The following is a 14,607-nucleotide window of genomic DNA, read 5'->3' on the forward strand; positions in this document are numbered from 1 at the left end:
TCGCCCCACACGAAGCTCGCCCCACACGAAGCTCGCCCCACACGAAGCTCGCCCCACACGAAGCTCGCCCCACACGAAGCTCGCCCCACACGAAGCTCGCCCCACACGAAGCTCGCCCCACACGAAGCTCGCCCCACACGAAGCTCGCCCCACACGAAGGTCAGCCCCACGCCAACGGTCACCCCACACACCGGTCCCCACCTACGGACCAGGCGGCAACAGAACGCACCCCAACCCCCCGTACCCTGGACAACACCCCACGAATGCCAGCCCACCGAGAGGACCAGCGGTGCAACCCGGTCAGTTCGACATGCAGGCCCTGCTCCAGCAGGCCCAGTCCATGCAGCAGCAGATGGCAGAAGCCCAGCAGCAGCTGGCCGAAACGCAGATCACCGGCAACGCGGGCAACGGCCTGGTCACTGCCACGGTCACCGGCGGCGGCGAGTTGGTCGACCTGGCGATCGACCCGAAGATCGTGGACCCGGAGGACGTCGAGACCCTCCAGGACCTGGTGATCGCGGCGATCAAGGACGCGAACACCAAGGCGCAGGAGCTCGTGGAGCAGAAGCTCGGCCCGCTGGCCCAGGGCGGCCTCGGCGGACTGCTGGGCTGATCGCCAGCCCAGTGATCGCCAGCCCAGTGATCAGCACCCTGATCAGCCAAGAGATCGGCTAACCAGATGTACGAGGGCCCGGTACAGGACCTGATCGACGAGCTGGGCAGGCTCCCGGGCGTAGGTCCGAAGAGCGCGCAGCGGATCGCCTTCCACCTCCTGGCGACGGAGTCGGCCGACATCGAGCGGCTCCAGCACGCACTCCAGAAGGTCAAGGAGGGCGTGGTCTTCTGCGACGTCTGCGGCAACGTGAGTGCCGAGACCACCTGCCGGATCTGCCGGGACCCGAAGCGGGACCTGGCTCTGGTCTGCGTGGTCGAGGAGCCGAAGGACGTCCAGGCGATCGAGCGCACCAGGGAGTTCAAGGGGCGCTACCACGTCCTGGGTGGCGCGCTCGATCCGCTCAGCGGCGTCGGGCCGGACCAGCTCCGGATTCGGCAGCTGCTGAACCGGATCGGCACGGCCACCAACGGTGTCGACATCTCCGAGGTCATCATCGCCACGGACCCGAACACCGAGGGCGAGGCCACGGCCACCTACCTCGTCAGGATGCTCAGGGACTTCCCGGGCCTCTCCGTCACGCGGCTCGCCAGCGGGCTGCCGATGGGCGGCGACCTGGAGTTCGCGGACGAGCTGACGCTGGGGCGTGCGCTATCTGGTCGCCGCAGCATGTAGCGACGGCTCCACCGCGGCTGGGCGCGACTCGCCTGGTCGCGGTGGACGGCCCGTCGGGCGCGGGAAAGTCGACGTTCGCACGGGAGCTCGCAACAGAACTCGACGCCCAGCTCATCAGCACCGACCACTTCGCAACGTGGGACGACCCCACGACGAAATGGTGGCCCAGGCTGCAACACGCACTCGACGAAATCGCCCAGGGCAACGAGGGCAGATACCGGAAAACCGACTGGTCCCCAGGGTTTCCGTGCATCGGGGAAGGCGACGAGGTCGTCCTCACTCCACAAAGGACCATAATCCTGGAGGGCTTCTCCTCGGCCAGGAAAGCGAACACCCGCGCCAGCCTGAAGATCTTCGTGGACCACGGAGACGAACAGAGCAGACTGGAACGCGCGGTCAGCCGGGACGGCGAACACCAACGTGAGCACTTCATCCGTTGGCAGCAGTACGAACGAGGCTGGTTCGCGGTCGACGAGACCAGGGCCAGAGCTGACTACGTTGTCACGTCAAGCAGTTGAGCCTCGACCACCGAGGCCTCAGGCGTCCCGATAGCGCTGAACACCTCGAGTGACGTGGCCCAGTAGGACCGGGCGGAACCAGCGTCACCCAGCACGAACGACGCATCGCCTGCCAGCTGCAGAGACCGCCCGAACACCCACCGATGCCCGGAGTCGGAACCGACCGAGGCCGCCCGCAGAGCGCAGTCCAGCGCACCGGCGGCATCCGAGGTGTCGAGGTGGGTGCGCCCGAGAACGAGCAACGCCTCCATCTCGGCGAGCCGGAACTGCGACTTGCCGGCCTCGACCAGCGCCGCGGTGGCCGTCGCCAGGGCCTCCTCGTAACGACCGACCGCGCGGTAGGACGAGGCGAGGCCGCGGCGGGCCGAGCAGATGCCCCACGAGTAGCCCGTCTCCACCCCGATCGCCAGCGCGGACGAGAACTGCTCCAGCGCCTCCTCGTACCGGCCACCGCCCTCCAGGGCGCGGCCGAGCAGGTTCTGGGCGTCGCAGACGCTCTTGACGTTCTCCAGGTCCTGCGCGATCTGCATGGCCGCGGCGGCTTCCAGAGCCGCTTCCTCGTACCGGCCGCGCATGATCAGCGTGATGGCCATGCCCTCGTGCATGGTGTGGCCGAAGTTGCGGGCGGCCGCACGTTCGTAGAGCTCACGTGCGCGCACGAAGTAGTCCTCGCCGAGGTCCGGCTTGCCGCGCCACGCCTGCACCTCGCCGAGAGCACGCATCGAGTTCGCCTGCAGGATCCACGAGTCGAGGCGCTCGCCGTCCTTCAGCGCTTCCTCGAACGTCGACGCGGCCTGGTCGAGCTGGCCGAGCTGCATGTAGACGCCGCCGAGGTTGAACAGGGCGTTCGCCAGGAGCTGGGGCGCCCCCACCCGGCGGGCGATCACCAGGGCGCGTTCCAGGTGGTCGGCCGCGTGTTCGAGCTCGCCGAGGTCGATGTAGACGCTGCCCGCGTTGGACAGCACGGCGGCCTCGGCGCCGGGCAGGTCGATGTGCTCCTGCAGGACGATGGCCTGCTGGTAGTAGCCGAGCGCGTTGCGGTGCTGGCCGGTCACCCAGTACAGCGTGCCCAGGGAGGACAGCATGGCGAGCTGGCCGAGCTCGTCGCGTGGTGCGCGTGCGCCCTGCAGGCCCGCCTTCGCCGTCTCACGCCACTCCGCCGTCAACGACTGCGTGTAGAAGTAGCCGCGCAGGGCGTCGGCCAGCTGCCACGGCGAGTTCTCCGGGTCGCGCTCCACGGCGTGCGCCACCAGCGCGACCAGGTTCGCCCGTTCGACGTCGAGCCAGGTCAGGGCTTCGGTGGAGGTGCTGAACGTCCGGGGCACCACGCCGTCCAACGGGGCCGGGCGCGGGAAGCGGAACAGCGTCGACTTCATCGCCGAGGTGGCGTTGTCGACCGAGCGCACCGCCCAGTCCAGCAGCCGTCGCAACGCGAGCCGCGAGTCCGCGCGGCCCTCCTCGAACGCCAGGCGCTCGGCCGCGTAGTCGCGCAGCAGGTCGTGGAACTGGTAGCGGGACGGCGCGTGGTTCGAGATCAGGTTCGCGGTGGCCAGGCGGTCGAGCCGCCGGCGGGCGTCCTGTGTGGTCAGCCCCGACAGCGCCGCTGCCATCTCGGGCGTGAAGTCCGTGCCGGGAACCAGCGACAGCAGGCGGAACATCAGCGCGAGCTCGGGCTTCAACGCCGTGTAGGACAGGTCGAACGCCGCGTGCACGGCGACCCGTTCGTCGCCCTCGACGGCCAGCGCGGCGAGCCTGTTGCCCGCCCGCAGCTCCTCCACGTAGTCCGCGATGGACAGCTCCGGACGCGACACGAGGTTCGCCGCTGCGATACGCAAAGCCAATGGCAGATGTGCGCAGAGGGCCGCCAGCTCGTGTGCCGCGTCCTCTTGGGACGCCACCTCGTCCGCACCCAGGATGCCTGCGAGGAGTGACTTCGTCTCGTGCCAGTCGAGCACGTCGAGCCGGACGTTCGACGCCGCGTGCGAGACGGCCAGGCCGCGCAACGTGTCGCGCGAGGTCACCAGCACCGCGCACCCCGGCGAACCGGGCAGCAGCGGCCGGATCTGCTCGGCGGACGAGGCGTTGTCCAGCAGCAGCAGAACGCGCTGACCGGTCAAAGTGGACCGGAACATCGCCTCCTGCTCGTCCTGGTCCAACGGCACCTGGTCGGGCTCGGTGCCCAGGGCGCGCAGGAACCGCGGCAGCACGTCCACCGCGCTCAACGGCGGGCCGGGGGCGTATCCGCGCAGGTTGACGTACAGCTGGCCGTCCGCGAAGTCCGCCCGCATCCGGTGAGCCGCGTGCACGGCCAGCGCCGTCTTGCCCACGCCCGGCGGTCCGGCCAGCGTCACGACCGGCACGCCCTGCGCGGTCCGCAGCAGGGCCACGATCAGCGACACGGCCTCGTCCCGGCCCACGAAGTCGGGGATGTCCGCGGGCAGCTGTGACGGCACGACCCGTTCGGGCTTCGAGACCACGGCTGGGGCGCCGACCGCCGCCGTCACCGCGTTGATCGAGCCGGACAGCACCTGGCTGTGCACGCGCCGCAGCTCGTCACCGGGGTCGATGCCCAGCTCGTCGCCCAGCAGCCGCGAAACCCGCTGGTAGGCGGCCAGCGCCTCGCTCTGACGCCCGGAGCGGTACAGGGCCACCATCAGCTGAGCCCAGAACCGCTCGCGCAACGGGTGGTCGCTCGTGAGCCGCGACAGCTCCGCGACGAGCTCGCCGTGCCGGCCCAGCTCGAGATCGACCTCGACCCGGCGTTCCAGCACGTGCAGGCGGCGTTCGTTGAGCCGCGGCACCTCGTCGCGGTGCAGGATCTCGGACGGCACGTCGACCAGGGCCGGACCCCGCCACAGGCCGAGGGCGGCGGCGAACGCGGCCGAGCTGGCCTGGAGGTTCCCGGCGGCGCGCTCCTGCTCGCCCTGGTCGATCAGGGGTTCGAAGCGCATCAGGTCGATGGTCTTCTCGTCGACGTCGATCAGGTACCCGTCGGGCACGGTCTTGATCGGAACAGACGGTCCGAGCAGCTGTCTGAGACGCATGACATAGGTCTGCAGCGTCGCGCGCGCACGTGCGGGCGGATCTTCGCCCCAGACGTTGCCGGCGAGCTCGTCCACGGACACCGACGTGCCCGCGCGCAGCAGCAGCGACACCAGCAGCGCACGCTGCCTACCCGCTCTGACCAGCAGAGGTTCGGCGTCGAGGAGGACCTGGAGGGGGCCGAGCACGCGGAACTCGACCAGCCTGCTCATGCGACCTCCTCCGCGTGTCGTTGTTGTTTCTACAGCCTAGGAGAGCTTCTGACGCATCTGCCGTGCTCACGTTGGGTCAGCGGTCGTGCGCCGGACGTATCAGAATGCCTGGTCTAGTGGCCGGATCGTGACCTGAGTAACCCCGGACGGGGTATCTACAACGGTTATGGTCGGCGACCACACCGTGAGATGTGCGGATTGTCCAAGGGGTGTTTGATGGTCCACTCAGTAACGGCTCGCCGCCGTTGGGTTGCCGCGATCGGCTTCCTCAGCGTCAGCGCGCTCGCCCTGTCCGGTTGCGCGCAATCCCAGCGCGACTCAGGCGGCGGCGGCAAGGAAGGCGGGACGCTGACCTTCGGCGCCGCCGGCGCGCCGAAGCTCTTCGACCCGTTCTACGCGACTGACGGCGAGACCTTCCGGGTCTCACGCCAGATGTTCGAGGGCCTGGTCGGCTTCAAGCCGGGTACCGCCGAGGTCGAGCCCGCGCTCGCCACGAAGTACGAGCCCTCCGCGGACGGCAAGACGTGGACCTTCACCCTCAAGGAGGGCGTGAAGTTCCACGACGGCACGGACTTCAACGCCGAGGCGGTCTGCTTCAACTTCAACCGCTGGTACAACCAGAAGGGCGCCGGCACGAGCGACGCCGTCTCCCAGTACTGGCTGGACAACTTCGGCGGCTTCGCGAGCACGCCGGACAAGCCCTCGCTGTACAAGGCCTGCACGGCCAAGGACGCCAAGACCGCGGTCATCGAGCTGAACGAGGTCACCTCGCAGTTCCCGTCGGTCCTCGGCTTCACGTCGTTCTCCATCTCCAGCCCCGACGCGCTGAAGAAGTACGACGCGGACAACGTCCAGGCCGCCGGTGACGCGTTCACCTACCCGGCCTACGCGAACGAGCACCCGACCGGCACGGGCCCGTTCAAGTTCGGCAAGTACGACAAGGCCAACAACACCGTGGAGCTCGTGAAGAACGACGCCTACCACGGCACGAAGGCCAAGCTGGACAAGATCATCTTCAAGATCATCCCGGACGAGACCGCCCGCAAGCAGGCGCTCAAGGCCGGCGACATCGACGGCTACGACCTGCCGAACGCGGCGGACTGGGCCGGTCTGAAGACCGACGGCTTCAACGTCGCGATCCGTCCGGCGTTCAACGTGTTCTACCTGGGCATCAACCAGAAGAACAACCCGAAGCTCGCCGACCTCAAGGTCCGCCAGGCCCTCCAGTACGCGATCAACCGCGAGCAGCTCGTCAAGTCGCAGCTGCCCGAGGGCGCGAAGGTCGCGACGCAGTTCATGCCGGACACCGTCAACGGCTACAACAAGGACCTCAAGGCCGTCGGTTACGACGCCGCGAAGGCCAAGTCGCTGCTGGCCGAGGCCGGTGCCTCCGACCTGACGCTCAAGTTCTACTGGCCGTCCGAGGTCACGCGTCCGTACATGCCGTCCCCGAAGGACCTGTTCGGCGCGATCTCGGCTGACCTGCAGGCCGCGGGCATCAAGATCGAGGTCACCACGAAGCCGTGGAACGGTGGCTACCTCACCGACGTCGACAACGGCACCCCGGACCTGTTCCTCCTGGGCTGGACCGGCGACAACGGCACGGCGCACAACTGGGTCGGCACGTTCTTCGGCCGCACCGACAACCGCTTCAACACCGGTGTGTCCCCGTGGGGCGCCACCCTCGCGGCGGACCTGGCCAAGGCGAACTCCGAGCCGAACGAGGCCAACCGCACGAAGCTGTACGAAGAGATCAACAAGAAGATCATGGACGAGTACCTGCCCGCGATCCCGATCTCGCACTCCCCGCCCGCTCTGGTGTTGAAGTCGGACATCAAGGGTGTCGTCCCGAGCCCGTTGACCGACGAGAAGTTCGGCCCGGCCTCCAAGGGCTGAGCTGACTAGCTCCCACCACAAGAGAACAACGGGGTAGCTCAAGTGCTCCGCTACACCATTCGACGGCTGGTTCAGCTGGTCGGCGTGGTGCTGGTGCTCTCGCTGCTGCTCTTCGCGTGGATGCGACTTCTCCCAGGAGGGCCGGTTTCGGCCCTCCTGGGAGAACGCGCTACGCCGGAGTCGCGCGCGGCCCTCACCACCCAGCTCGGCCTCGATCAGCCGATCTTCGTCCAGTACTTCAAGTTCCTCGGTCGCGCGGCGACCGGTGACTTCGGCGTCTCCACCGGTGTCCAGCCCGGTGACTCGGCGCTCGAGATCTTCCTCCAGCGGTTCCCCGCGACGATCGAGCTCAGCTTCTTCGCGATCCTGCTCGCGATCGCGGTCGGCGTCCCGCTCGGTTACCTCGCGGCGAAGCGCCGCGGCGGTCTGTTCGACAACTTCAGCGTCATCGGCTCGCTCGTCGGCGTGGCCGTGCCGGTGTTCTTCCTGGCCTACGTGCTCAAGGACGCGGCCTCGGTCGGCCTCGGACTGCCCTCACAGGGCCGGCAGGGTGACATCGACGCCACCCGCGTCACCGGGTTCTTCACCCTCGACGGCATCCTCACCGGCGAGTGGGACGCGACGTTCGACGCGCTGGAACACCTGATCCTGCCGTCCATCGCGCTCGCCACGATCCCGTTCGCGGTGATCTTCCGGATCACCAGGGCGGCCGTGCTCGACGTGCTCGACGAGGACTTCGTGCGCACCGCCGAGTCGAAGGGCCTCACCGCACCGGTGATCCGCCGCCGGCACGTGCTGCGCAACGCGATGCTCCCGGTCGTCACGACGATCGGTCTGCAGACCGGTGCGCTGCTCTCCGGCGCCGTGCTCACCGAGAAGGTGTTCGCGATCCCCGGCGTCGGTCAGGCACTCGCCATCGGGTTCGAACGGCGTGACTACCCGGTGCTGCTGTTGCTGATCATCATGGCGACCATCGTCTACGTCGTGGTCAACCTCCTGGTCGACCTGTCGTACGCGCTCATCGACCCGCGCATCAGGACGAGGTGAGCGCAGTGGCACTCGGAGTCTCCAAGAAGGAAAAGATCGACGGCCTCGCCGACACCGCGGGCGTCTCGCTCGCGGCCAGCGCGTGGAAGCGGCTTCGCCGCAGCCCGGTGTTCCTCATCGGCGCGACGATCATCGGCATCTTCGTCGTGTTGTCGGTGCTCGCGCCGTGGCTCGCCCCGCACGACCCCGCCGAGAAGATGCTGATCGAGCAGGTCGTCAAGGCGCGCAACGAGATCCCGCCCGCTCAGCCCGGCCACATCCTCGGTGGTGACCTGCAGGGCCGCGACTTCTTCTCGCGCCTGCTGGTCGGCTCGCAGCAGACGTTGGTCGTCGGTGTCGGCGCGACGCTGATCGGCCTCACCGGCGGCCTGATCCTGGGCACGCTCGCGGGCGCGCTCGGCGGCTGGGTCGACTCGGCCGTCATGCGCCTGGTCGACGTCATGCTCTCGCTGCCGTCGCTGCTGCTGGCGTTCTCGATCGCCGCGATGTTCGCGCGGCCCAGCCAGTTCACCCTGATCCTCGCGGTCTCGATCGTGCAGATCCCGGTGTTCGCACGATTGCTCAGAGGCTCGATGCTCGCCCAACGGCACAGCGACCACGTGCTGGCGGCGACCGCTCTGGGTGTGAAGAAGGGCGCGATCGTGTTCCGGCACATGCTGCCGAACTCGCTCAGCCCGGTGATCGTGCAGTCCACGCTCGTGCTGGCCACCGCCATCATCGAGGCGGCCGCGCTGTCGTTCCTCGGCCTCGGCAATCCGGACGACCGGATCCCGGAGTGGGGGCAGATGCTCGGCGACGTGCAGAACGTCTTCGACACGCATCCGCAGCTGGCCGCGTACCCCGCGATCTGCATCATCATCGTCGCGCTCGGCTTCACGCTCATGGGCGAGACCCTGCGCGAAGCCCTCGACCCGAAGAACAGGCGGTGAGTCGTCGTGGCACTGCTCGAAGTTCGTGACCTCACCGTCGTGTTCCAGCGCAAGGGCGAGGAACCGTTCCGCGCGGTCGACGGCGTCAGCTTCGACGTCGAACCCGGCCAGACGGTCGGTCTCGTCGGCGAGTCGGGCTGCGGCAAGTCCGTGACGTCGCTCGCGATCATGGGTCTGCTGCCCAAGCGCGGCGCCACGGTCACCGGCACCGTGAAGTACGACGGCACGGACCTGCTGAAGCTGTCGGACAAGCAGATGCGCGACAAGCGCGGCAGCGAGCTCGGCATGGTCTTCCAGGACCCGCTGTCGTCGCTGAACCCGGTCATCCCGATCGGCCTGCAGGTCACCGAGGTGCTCGAACGGCACCGCGGCCTGGCCCGCAAGGAAGCGATGATCGAGGCGAAGGACCTGCTCGACAAGGTCGGCATCCCGGACCCGAACCGCCGGCTCAAGGAGTACCCGCACCAGCTCTCCGGCGGCATGCGGCAGCGCGCGCTCATCGCGATCGCGCTGGCGTGCCGGCCGAAGCTGCTGATCGCGGACGAGCCGACGACGGCGCTGGACGTGACCATCCAGGCCCAGATCCTGTCGCTGATGAAGGAACTGGTGCAGGACCTCGGCACCGCGCTCGTGATGATCACCCACGACCTGGGTGTCGTCGCCGGCCTGTGCGACGAGGTCAACGTGCTGTACGGCGGCAAGGTGGTCGAGAAGGCCATGCGGCACAAGCTCTTCGCCGAGCCGCGCCACCCGTACACGCACGGCCTGCTGGCCTCGATCCCGCGGCTCGACGCGGCACGGCACTCGAAGCTGACGCCGATCAAGGGGTCCGTCGCGGACAACATCCCGTGGGCGAGCGCCTGTGCGTTCGCGCCCCGGTGCCCGAACGCGCTGGACGTGTGCCGCACGGAGACGCCCGCGGAAGAGGACCAGCTGGGCCGCCTGCTCCGCTGCCACAACCCGGTCGTGCCGGGAACTCCCGCCGCCGAGGAGGTGCCGGTATGAGCGAGACCCTGGTTTCCGTCCAGGACATGAAGGTGCACTTCCCGATCAAGCGGGGCGTGTTCATGGACCGCACCGTCGGCTACGTCTACGCGGTCGACGGCGTCGACCTGGAGATCAAGCGCGGCGAGACGTACGGCCTGGTCGGAGAGTCGGGTTGCGGCAAGTCCACCCTCGGGCGGGCGATGCTGCGGCTCAACGAGCCGACCGAAGGCAAGATGATCTTCGACGGCCAGGACTTCTCCGCCCTCAAGGGTGAAGAGCTGCGCAAGATGCGGCGCCGGATCCAGATGGTGTTCCAGGACCCGCTGTCCTCTTTGGACCCGCGGCAGTCCGTGGAGTCGATCCTCATCGAGGGCCTGCGGGCGCACGGCCTGGACAAGGGCAGGGAGTCGACCAACAAGCGGCTTCGCGAGCTGCTCACGGCCGTCGGCCTGCCGACCACGGCGCTGCGCAAGTACCCGCACGAGTTCTCCGGCGGTCAGCGGCAGCGCATCGGCATCGCGCGGGCCCTGGCGCTGGAGCCGGACCTGATCGTCGCCGACGAGCCGGTGTCCGCGCTGGACGTGTCGGTGCAGGCCCAGGTCGTGAACCTGATGGAGGAGCTGCAGGAGCAGTTCGGCCTGACCTACCTGGTGATCGCGCACGACCTCGCGGTCGTGAAGCACATCTCCGACCGCGTGGGCGTGATGTACCTCGGTGGCCTGGTCGAGGAGGCCAGCTCCGAGGACCTCTACGCCGAGCCGCTGCACCCGTACACGCGGGCGCTGCTGTCGGCGATCCCGGTGCCGGACCCCGTCGTCGAGGACCGGCGTGAGCGGATCCTGCTCGCGGGCGACCTCCCGTCGCCGGCGAACCCGCCCAGCGGCTGCCGGTTCCACACCCGGTGCCCGTGGCGGCAGGCGACGAAGTGCGACACCGAACGGCCCGTGCTGCGCGAGCTCAGGCCGGGGCACAAGGTGGCGTGCCACTACGCCGAGCAGATCCAGTCCGGCGAGATCCAGCCGCACGAGGTGAAGCCCATCCTGGTGGAGGAGGGCGACGGCCTGTCGCCCGACGTCCCGCTCGTGGGGCCGGCGTCCGTCACCGAGGCGCTCAACCCGTAGTTCCCGTTTTCTCCGTCCGGGGCCGCCTTTCGAGGTGGCCCCGTTCGTTTCTCCAGGGCCTTCCGCTGTCCTCGTGCGATGGACAGTCGTGGCTCGATCCTCCTTCGCGCGGCGGAGATCGCCTCGGTCGACGGCCTCGAGGGCGTCACGATCGGGCGGCTCGCGGTCGAGCTCGGCATGAGCAAGAGCGGGGTGTTCTCGCACTTCGGTGCCAAGGAGGAACTGCAGATCTCGGCCGTGCACACCGCCGCGGAGATCTTCGCGCGCGAGGTCGTGATGCCGGGTGGCGCGCTGCTGGACCTAGCCGAGCGCTGGCTCGACTACTCGAAGCGCCGCGTGTTCCCCGGCGGCTGCTTCTTCGTCGTCACGCGCTCGGAGTTCGCCGCCAGGCCCGGCCGCGTGCGTGACGCGCTGATGCTCTTCAACCTGCGCTGGATCTCACTGCTGGAACGGCTCTGCGGCGACGCCCAGATGGCGTTCGAGGTGGACGCCCTGCTGGCGGCCGCGGACCGGTTCGCGGTGCTCTACGACGACGCCTCGGCGTACGAGAGAGTGCGGCTGGCGTTGCGCGCACGGATCGCCATGCCGACCGGGACGGAGAGGAGCGTGGCGACGCCGAACGACAACAGCATCGCGAGCCACGCCTCGTCGACGAGCTGACCGCCGATGTACCCGACGGTGGCGGGGTAGAGGCTCCACAGGGCCGACCCGACCGCCGCGACCGGCACGAACCGCCTCAGCGGCCACTTCAGCGCCCCCGTCAGCAGCGCCCCGACGATGCCGCCCGCCGGCAGGAACCGGGCCGCGATGAGGATCGTCTCGCCCTTGGTCGCGAGCTGGTCGGCCGTCCACACGACCATCGCCCGCGCCTTCGCGTTCTTGTTGACCTTGTCGAGGGCGCGCATCCCCATCCGGCGCCCTGCAGTAAAGTTGATCAAGTCGCTGACCAGGCAACCGACCGCGGCGACGAGCACCACCAGGTAGAGAGGCACCTCACCGGTCGCGGCCAGGACGCCGGCGCCGATGAGCACGGCCTCCGTCGGTGCCAAGGGCACGACGGCGACCAGGAACAGCACTACGAGGCTGGCGGCGGTGCTCATGATCGGTGAACGTACGTGACCCAGGTGAACAATCCCGACCTGGGTGTTTCTTCAGCGCGCCCACAGGAACCAAGTCGATCTAGGCTGGTCGTGTGCCCTTCACCCCGGCGCACCCGGCCGCCGTGCTCCCGCTGCGCCGGTACCTCTGGTTCCCCGGACTCGTGGCGGGCTCGGTCGCGCCCGACCTCGGCTACTACCTGCCGCTCCTGCCGACCCACGGGGTGCTCGGCGGATCCGTTGCCGCCGTGGTGCTGCTGCTCGCCGGACGCCTGCTGCTGCCCTCGCTGATGGCGTTGGCGCCCGCGTTCGTGCGGGCACGGGTGCCGAGTCCCGGAGTCTTCCGTCGGCCGTTCGTGCGCGCGGTGTCCGTTGTGGTGGGAGTGCTCACGCATCTGCTGTGGGACGCCTTCACGCAGACCGGCGGGTGGTTCGTGCAGCGGTGGGGCTGGCTGGACCTGTCCGTCGCCGGGCCTCATCGGCTCTACAACGTGATCGGGTACGTGTCGTCGCTCGGCGGCATGGCCGTGCTGGTCTGGATGGCCGCCCGCTGTCCGAAAGGGCACAACTGGCCGGCGTGGACAGGGCGCTCGCGGTACTGGGCCTGGGCCCTCGCCGGAGCCTGCGCGGTGGCCGGTGCGGTGTGGTCGTTGGCCGATCCGGTCAGCCAAGTCAGCCTCTACGACTGGGTCCGGCGCCTCCTGCTGGGTGTGATCCAGGGCATGTCCGTGGCGGTTGTCGTGCACGCCGCTCTGTGGCACCTCGGCGGCGCACGTCGTTGACGTGCCTCTTTGGCCGTCGTTAGCGTCCCGGTTCAATTGGGAAGCTTCTTTACCAATCCTTCGAGCCGCCGCCCTTCGCCCAGGAGGAACGAAGTGATCAAAAAGCACACCAGAGCTGGTGTCGCCATAGCCCTGTTCGCACTGGTGGTCCCTCAGATCGCCGGTTCCGGCACGGCCAACGCGGCTGATTCCCTGCTGTCCGCCAACAAGCCCACCACCGTCTCGTCCGTCGAGGCCGAGACCTTCGGCGGCGCCAACGCCGTCGACGGGGACTCGTCCACGCGCTGGGCGAGCCTCGAGGGCGTCGATCCTCAGTGGATCGCCGTCGACCTCGGCAGCACCGCCACCGTCTCCAAGGTCAAGATCAACTGGGAGGCCGCGTACGCCTCCGAGTACAAGATCCAGACGTCCGCGGACGGCTCGACGTGGAGCACCAAGAAGACCCTCACCGGTCAGAACGGTGGCATCGACGAGACGACCCTGAGCGCGTCCGGCCGCTACGTGCGGATCTACGGCACCAAGCGCGGCACGAGCTACGGCTACTCGATCTTCGACCTGGAGGTCTGGGGCAGTGGCTCCGGTGTCGTCGACCCGACGCCGCCGACCGCGCCCAGCGGTCTCACCGCGACCGGCACGACGTCCAACTCGGTCAGCCTGCAGTGGACGGCCGCGACCGACAACATCGGTGTGACCGGCTACGACGTCCTGCGCAACGGCAGTGTCGTGGGCACCCCGACCGGCACCACGTTCACCGACTCCGGGCTCGCGTCCGGCACGGCGTTCACCTACACCGTCAAGGCCCGTGACGCGGCCGGCAACCTCGGCCCGGCGAGCAACTCGGTGCAGGCGACCACCCTGCCTCCCGCTCCCGGCGACACCATCACGGTCGTCGCCGCCGGCGACATCGCGTCGCTGACCAACACCGAGCACTACGAGACGGCGAAGCTGATCGACCAGATCAAGCCGAACCACATCCTCACGGTGGGCGACAACCAGTACGACAGCGGCACGCTCACGGAGTTCAAGGCCCACTACGACAAGTCGTGGGGCCGGTACAAGAGCATCACCCGTCCCGCGACGGGCAACCACGAGTGGGAAGACAACCTCAACGGCTACAAGTCGTACTTCGGCGCCCAGGCCTACCCGAATGGAAAGCCGTACTACAGCTGGGAAGCGGGCGACTTCCACTTCGTGTCGTTCGACTCCCAGAAGCTCTACGACACCGGGAGCGACTCGACGCAGCTCAACTGGCTGAAGGCCGACCTCGCCGCGAACACCAAGAAGTGCGTCGTCGGCTACTGGCACCACCCGCGGTTCAACTCGGGCGAGTACGGCGACAAGTCCGTGATGGCCCCGCTGTGGAACGCGTTCGCGGACGCCAAGGCCGATCTCGTGCTGAGCGGTCACGACCACCACTACGAGCGGTTGAAGCCGCTGAGCAAGACCGGCTCGGTGGACACGACCAACGGCATGCGCTCCGCGATCATCGGCATCGGCGGTGACTACCTCTACTCCAACGTCAAGCCGCGCACCGGCGTGGAGAACTGGTTCGCGGACTCGCACGGAGTCGTGAAGTTCACCCTGTCCGGCACCTCCTACTCGTGGGAGGTCATCGACACGGCGGGCAAGGTGCGCGACAAGGCCGGTCCCTACAACTGTCGTTGATCCGCTCTGGCTGTTGATCGGAG

At 68.4% G+C, this 14,607-nt stretch carries 12 protein-coding genes and 1 pseudogene; 11 read left to right on the forward strand and 2 right to left on the reverse strand.

Going from position 1 to position 14,607, the window contains the following annotated elements; all coding sequences use genetic code 11:
* Positions 1 to 310: 310 nt before the first annotated feature.
* The 3 genes from ACWF7A_RS37905 to ACWF7A_RS37915 all read left to right on the forward strand — a co-directional run bounded on the left by ACWF7A_RS37905 (position 311) and on the right by ACWF7A_RS37915 (position 1,806).
* Entirely contained in the window at positions 311 to 613 is a 303-nt protein-coding gene (locus ACWF7A_RS37905) for a YbaB/EbfC family nucleoid-associated protein (protein ID WP_452255453.1), read from the forward strand.
* A gap of 66 nt (positions 614 to 679) precedes the next feature.
* Positions 680 to 1,288 carry a recombination mediator RecR gene (recR, locus tag ACWF7A_RS37910; RefSeq protein WP_452255321.1) on the forward strand — a complete coding sequence of 203 codons (609 nt, stop codon included), beginning with the start codon at positions 680 to 682 and terminating at the stop codon, positions 1,286 to 1,288.
* Between the two features lie 41 nt (positions 1,289 to 1,329).
* Positions 1,330 to 1,806 carry a uridine kinase family protein gene (locus tag ACWF7A_RS37915; protein ID WP_452255322.1) on the forward strand — a complete coding sequence of 159 codons (477 nt, stop codon included), beginning with the start codon at positions 1,330 to 1,332 and terminating at the stop codon, positions 1,804 to 1,806.
* Here ACWF7A_RS37915 and ACWF7A_RS37920 read toward each other — a convergent pair.
* A complete protein-coding gene (locus ACWF7A_RS37920) occupies positions 1,782 to 5,060 on the reverse strand; it encodes a BTAD domain-containing putative transcriptional regulator (protein ID WP_452255323.1) in 3,279 nt (1,092 codons plus the stop codon). The two genes, ACWF7A_RS37915 and ACWF7A_RS37920, sit on opposite strands and share 25 nt — an antisense overlap.
* A 216-nt stretch (positions 5,061 to 5,276) precedes the next feature.
* Here ACWF7A_RS37920 and ACWF7A_RS37925 point away from each other — a divergent pair, with 216 nt between their 5' ends.
* From ACWF7A_RS37925 to ACWF7A_RS37950, 6 genes are all read left to right on the forward strand, one after another.
* Entirely contained in the window at positions 5,277 to 6,956 is a 1,680-nt protein-coding gene (locus ACWF7A_RS37925) for an ABC transporter substrate-binding protein (RefSeq protein WP_452255324.1), read from the forward strand.
* Between the two features lie 42 nt (positions 6,957 to 6,998).
* On the forward strand, positions 6,999 to 8,003 hold the full coding sequence (locus tag ACWF7A_RS37930) for an ABC transporter permease (protein ID WP_452255325.1): 1,005 nt from the start codon (positions 6,999 to 7,001) through the stop codon (positions 8,001 to 8,003).
* Between the two features lie 5 nt (positions 8,004 to 8,008).
* Positions 8,009 to 8,932 carry an ABC transporter permease gene (locus ACWF7A_RS37935; protein ID WP_452255326.1) on the forward strand — a complete coding sequence of 308 codons (924 nt, stop codon included), beginning with the start codon at positions 8,009 to 8,011 and terminating at the stop codon, positions 8,930 to 8,932.
* 6 nt (positions 8,933 to 8,938) lie between these two features.
* On the forward strand, positions 8,939 to 9,937 hold the full coding sequence (locus tag ACWF7A_RS37940) for an ABC transporter ATP-binding protein (protein WP_452255327.1): 999 nt from the start codon (positions 8,939 to 8,941) through the stop codon (positions 9,935 to 9,937).
* Positions 9,934 to 11,040, forward strand: a complete 1,107-nt coding sequence (locus ACWF7A_RS37945) for an ABC transporter ATP-binding protein (RefSeq protein WP_452255328.1) — start codon at positions 9,934 to 9,936, stop codon at positions 11,038 to 11,040. The genes ACWF7A_RS37940 and ACWF7A_RS37945 overlap by 4 nt, the downstream gene beginning before the upstream one ends.
* Positions 11,041 to 11,118: 78 nt before the next feature.
* The gene (locus tag ACWF7A_RS37950; protein ID WP_452255329.1) at positions 11,119 to 11,700 is read left to right on the forward strand and encodes a TetR/AcrR family transcriptional regulator; all 582 of its coding nucleotides are present in this window, start codon (positions 11,119 to 11,121) and stop codon (positions 11,698 to 11,700) included.
* 20 nt (positions 11,701 to 11,720) lie between these two features.
* On the opposite strand, the pseudogene ACWF7A_RS37955 reads toward ACWF7A_RS37950, so the two are convergent.
* Positions 11,721 to 12,140 (reverse strand): annotated as a pseudogene (locus ACWF7A_RS37955) (DedA family protein); the annotation flags it as partial.
* 92 nt (positions 12,141 to 12,232) lie between these two features.
* Here ACWF7A_RS37955 and ACWF7A_RS37960 point away from each other — a divergent pair.
* Both ACWF7A_RS37960 and ACWF7A_RS37965 read left to right on the forward strand, forming a co-directional pair.
* The gene (locus ACWF7A_RS37960; RefSeq protein ID WP_452255330.1) at positions 12,233 to 12,919 is read left to right on the forward strand and encodes a DUF4184 family protein; all 687 of its coding nucleotides are present in this window, start codon (positions 12,233 to 12,235) and stop codon (positions 12,917 to 12,919) included.
* A 93-nt stretch (positions 12,920 to 13,012) separates the two neighbouring features.
* On the forward strand, positions 13,013 to 14,584 hold the full coding sequence (locus tag ACWF7A_RS37965; RefSeq protein ID WP_452255331.1) for a discoidin domain-containing protein: 1,572 nt from the start codon (positions 13,013 to 13,015) through the stop codon (positions 14,582 to 14,584).
* The last annotated feature ends 23 nt before the right edge of the window (positions 14,585 to 14,607 follow it).

The sequence above is a fragment of the Lentzea sp. NPDC055074 genome (assembly GCF_053608005.1).

What these genes read in the sequence shown, in the direction of transcription:
- ACWF7A_RS37945 (WP_452255328.1), top strand. Translation starts at nt 9,934, where the DNA reads ATGAGCGAGACCCTGGTTTCCGTCCAGGACATGAAGGTGCACTTCCCG.
- ACWF7A_RS37925 (WP_452255324.1), top strand. Translation starts at nt 5,277, where the DNA reads ATGGTCCACTCAGTAACGGCTCGCCGCCGTTGGGTTGCCGCGATCGGC.
- ACWF7A_RS37920 (WP_452255323.1), bottom strand. Translation starts at nt 5,060, where the DNA reads ATGAGCAGGCTGGTCGAGTTCCGCGTGCTCGGCCCCCTCCAGGTCCTC.
- ACWF7A_RS37905 (WP_452255453.1), top strand. Translation starts at nt 311, where the DNA reads ATGCAGGCCCTGCTCCAGCAGGCCCAGTCCATGCAGCAGCAGATGGCA.
- recR (WP_452255321.1), top strand. Translation starts at nt 680, where the DNA reads ATGTACGAGGGCCCGGTACAGGACCTGATCGACGAGCTGGGCAGGCTC.
- ACWF7A_RS37950 (WP_452255329.1), top strand. Translation starts at nt 11,119, where the DNA reads ATGGACAGTCGTGGCTCGATCCTCCTTCGCGCGGCGGAGATCGCCTCG.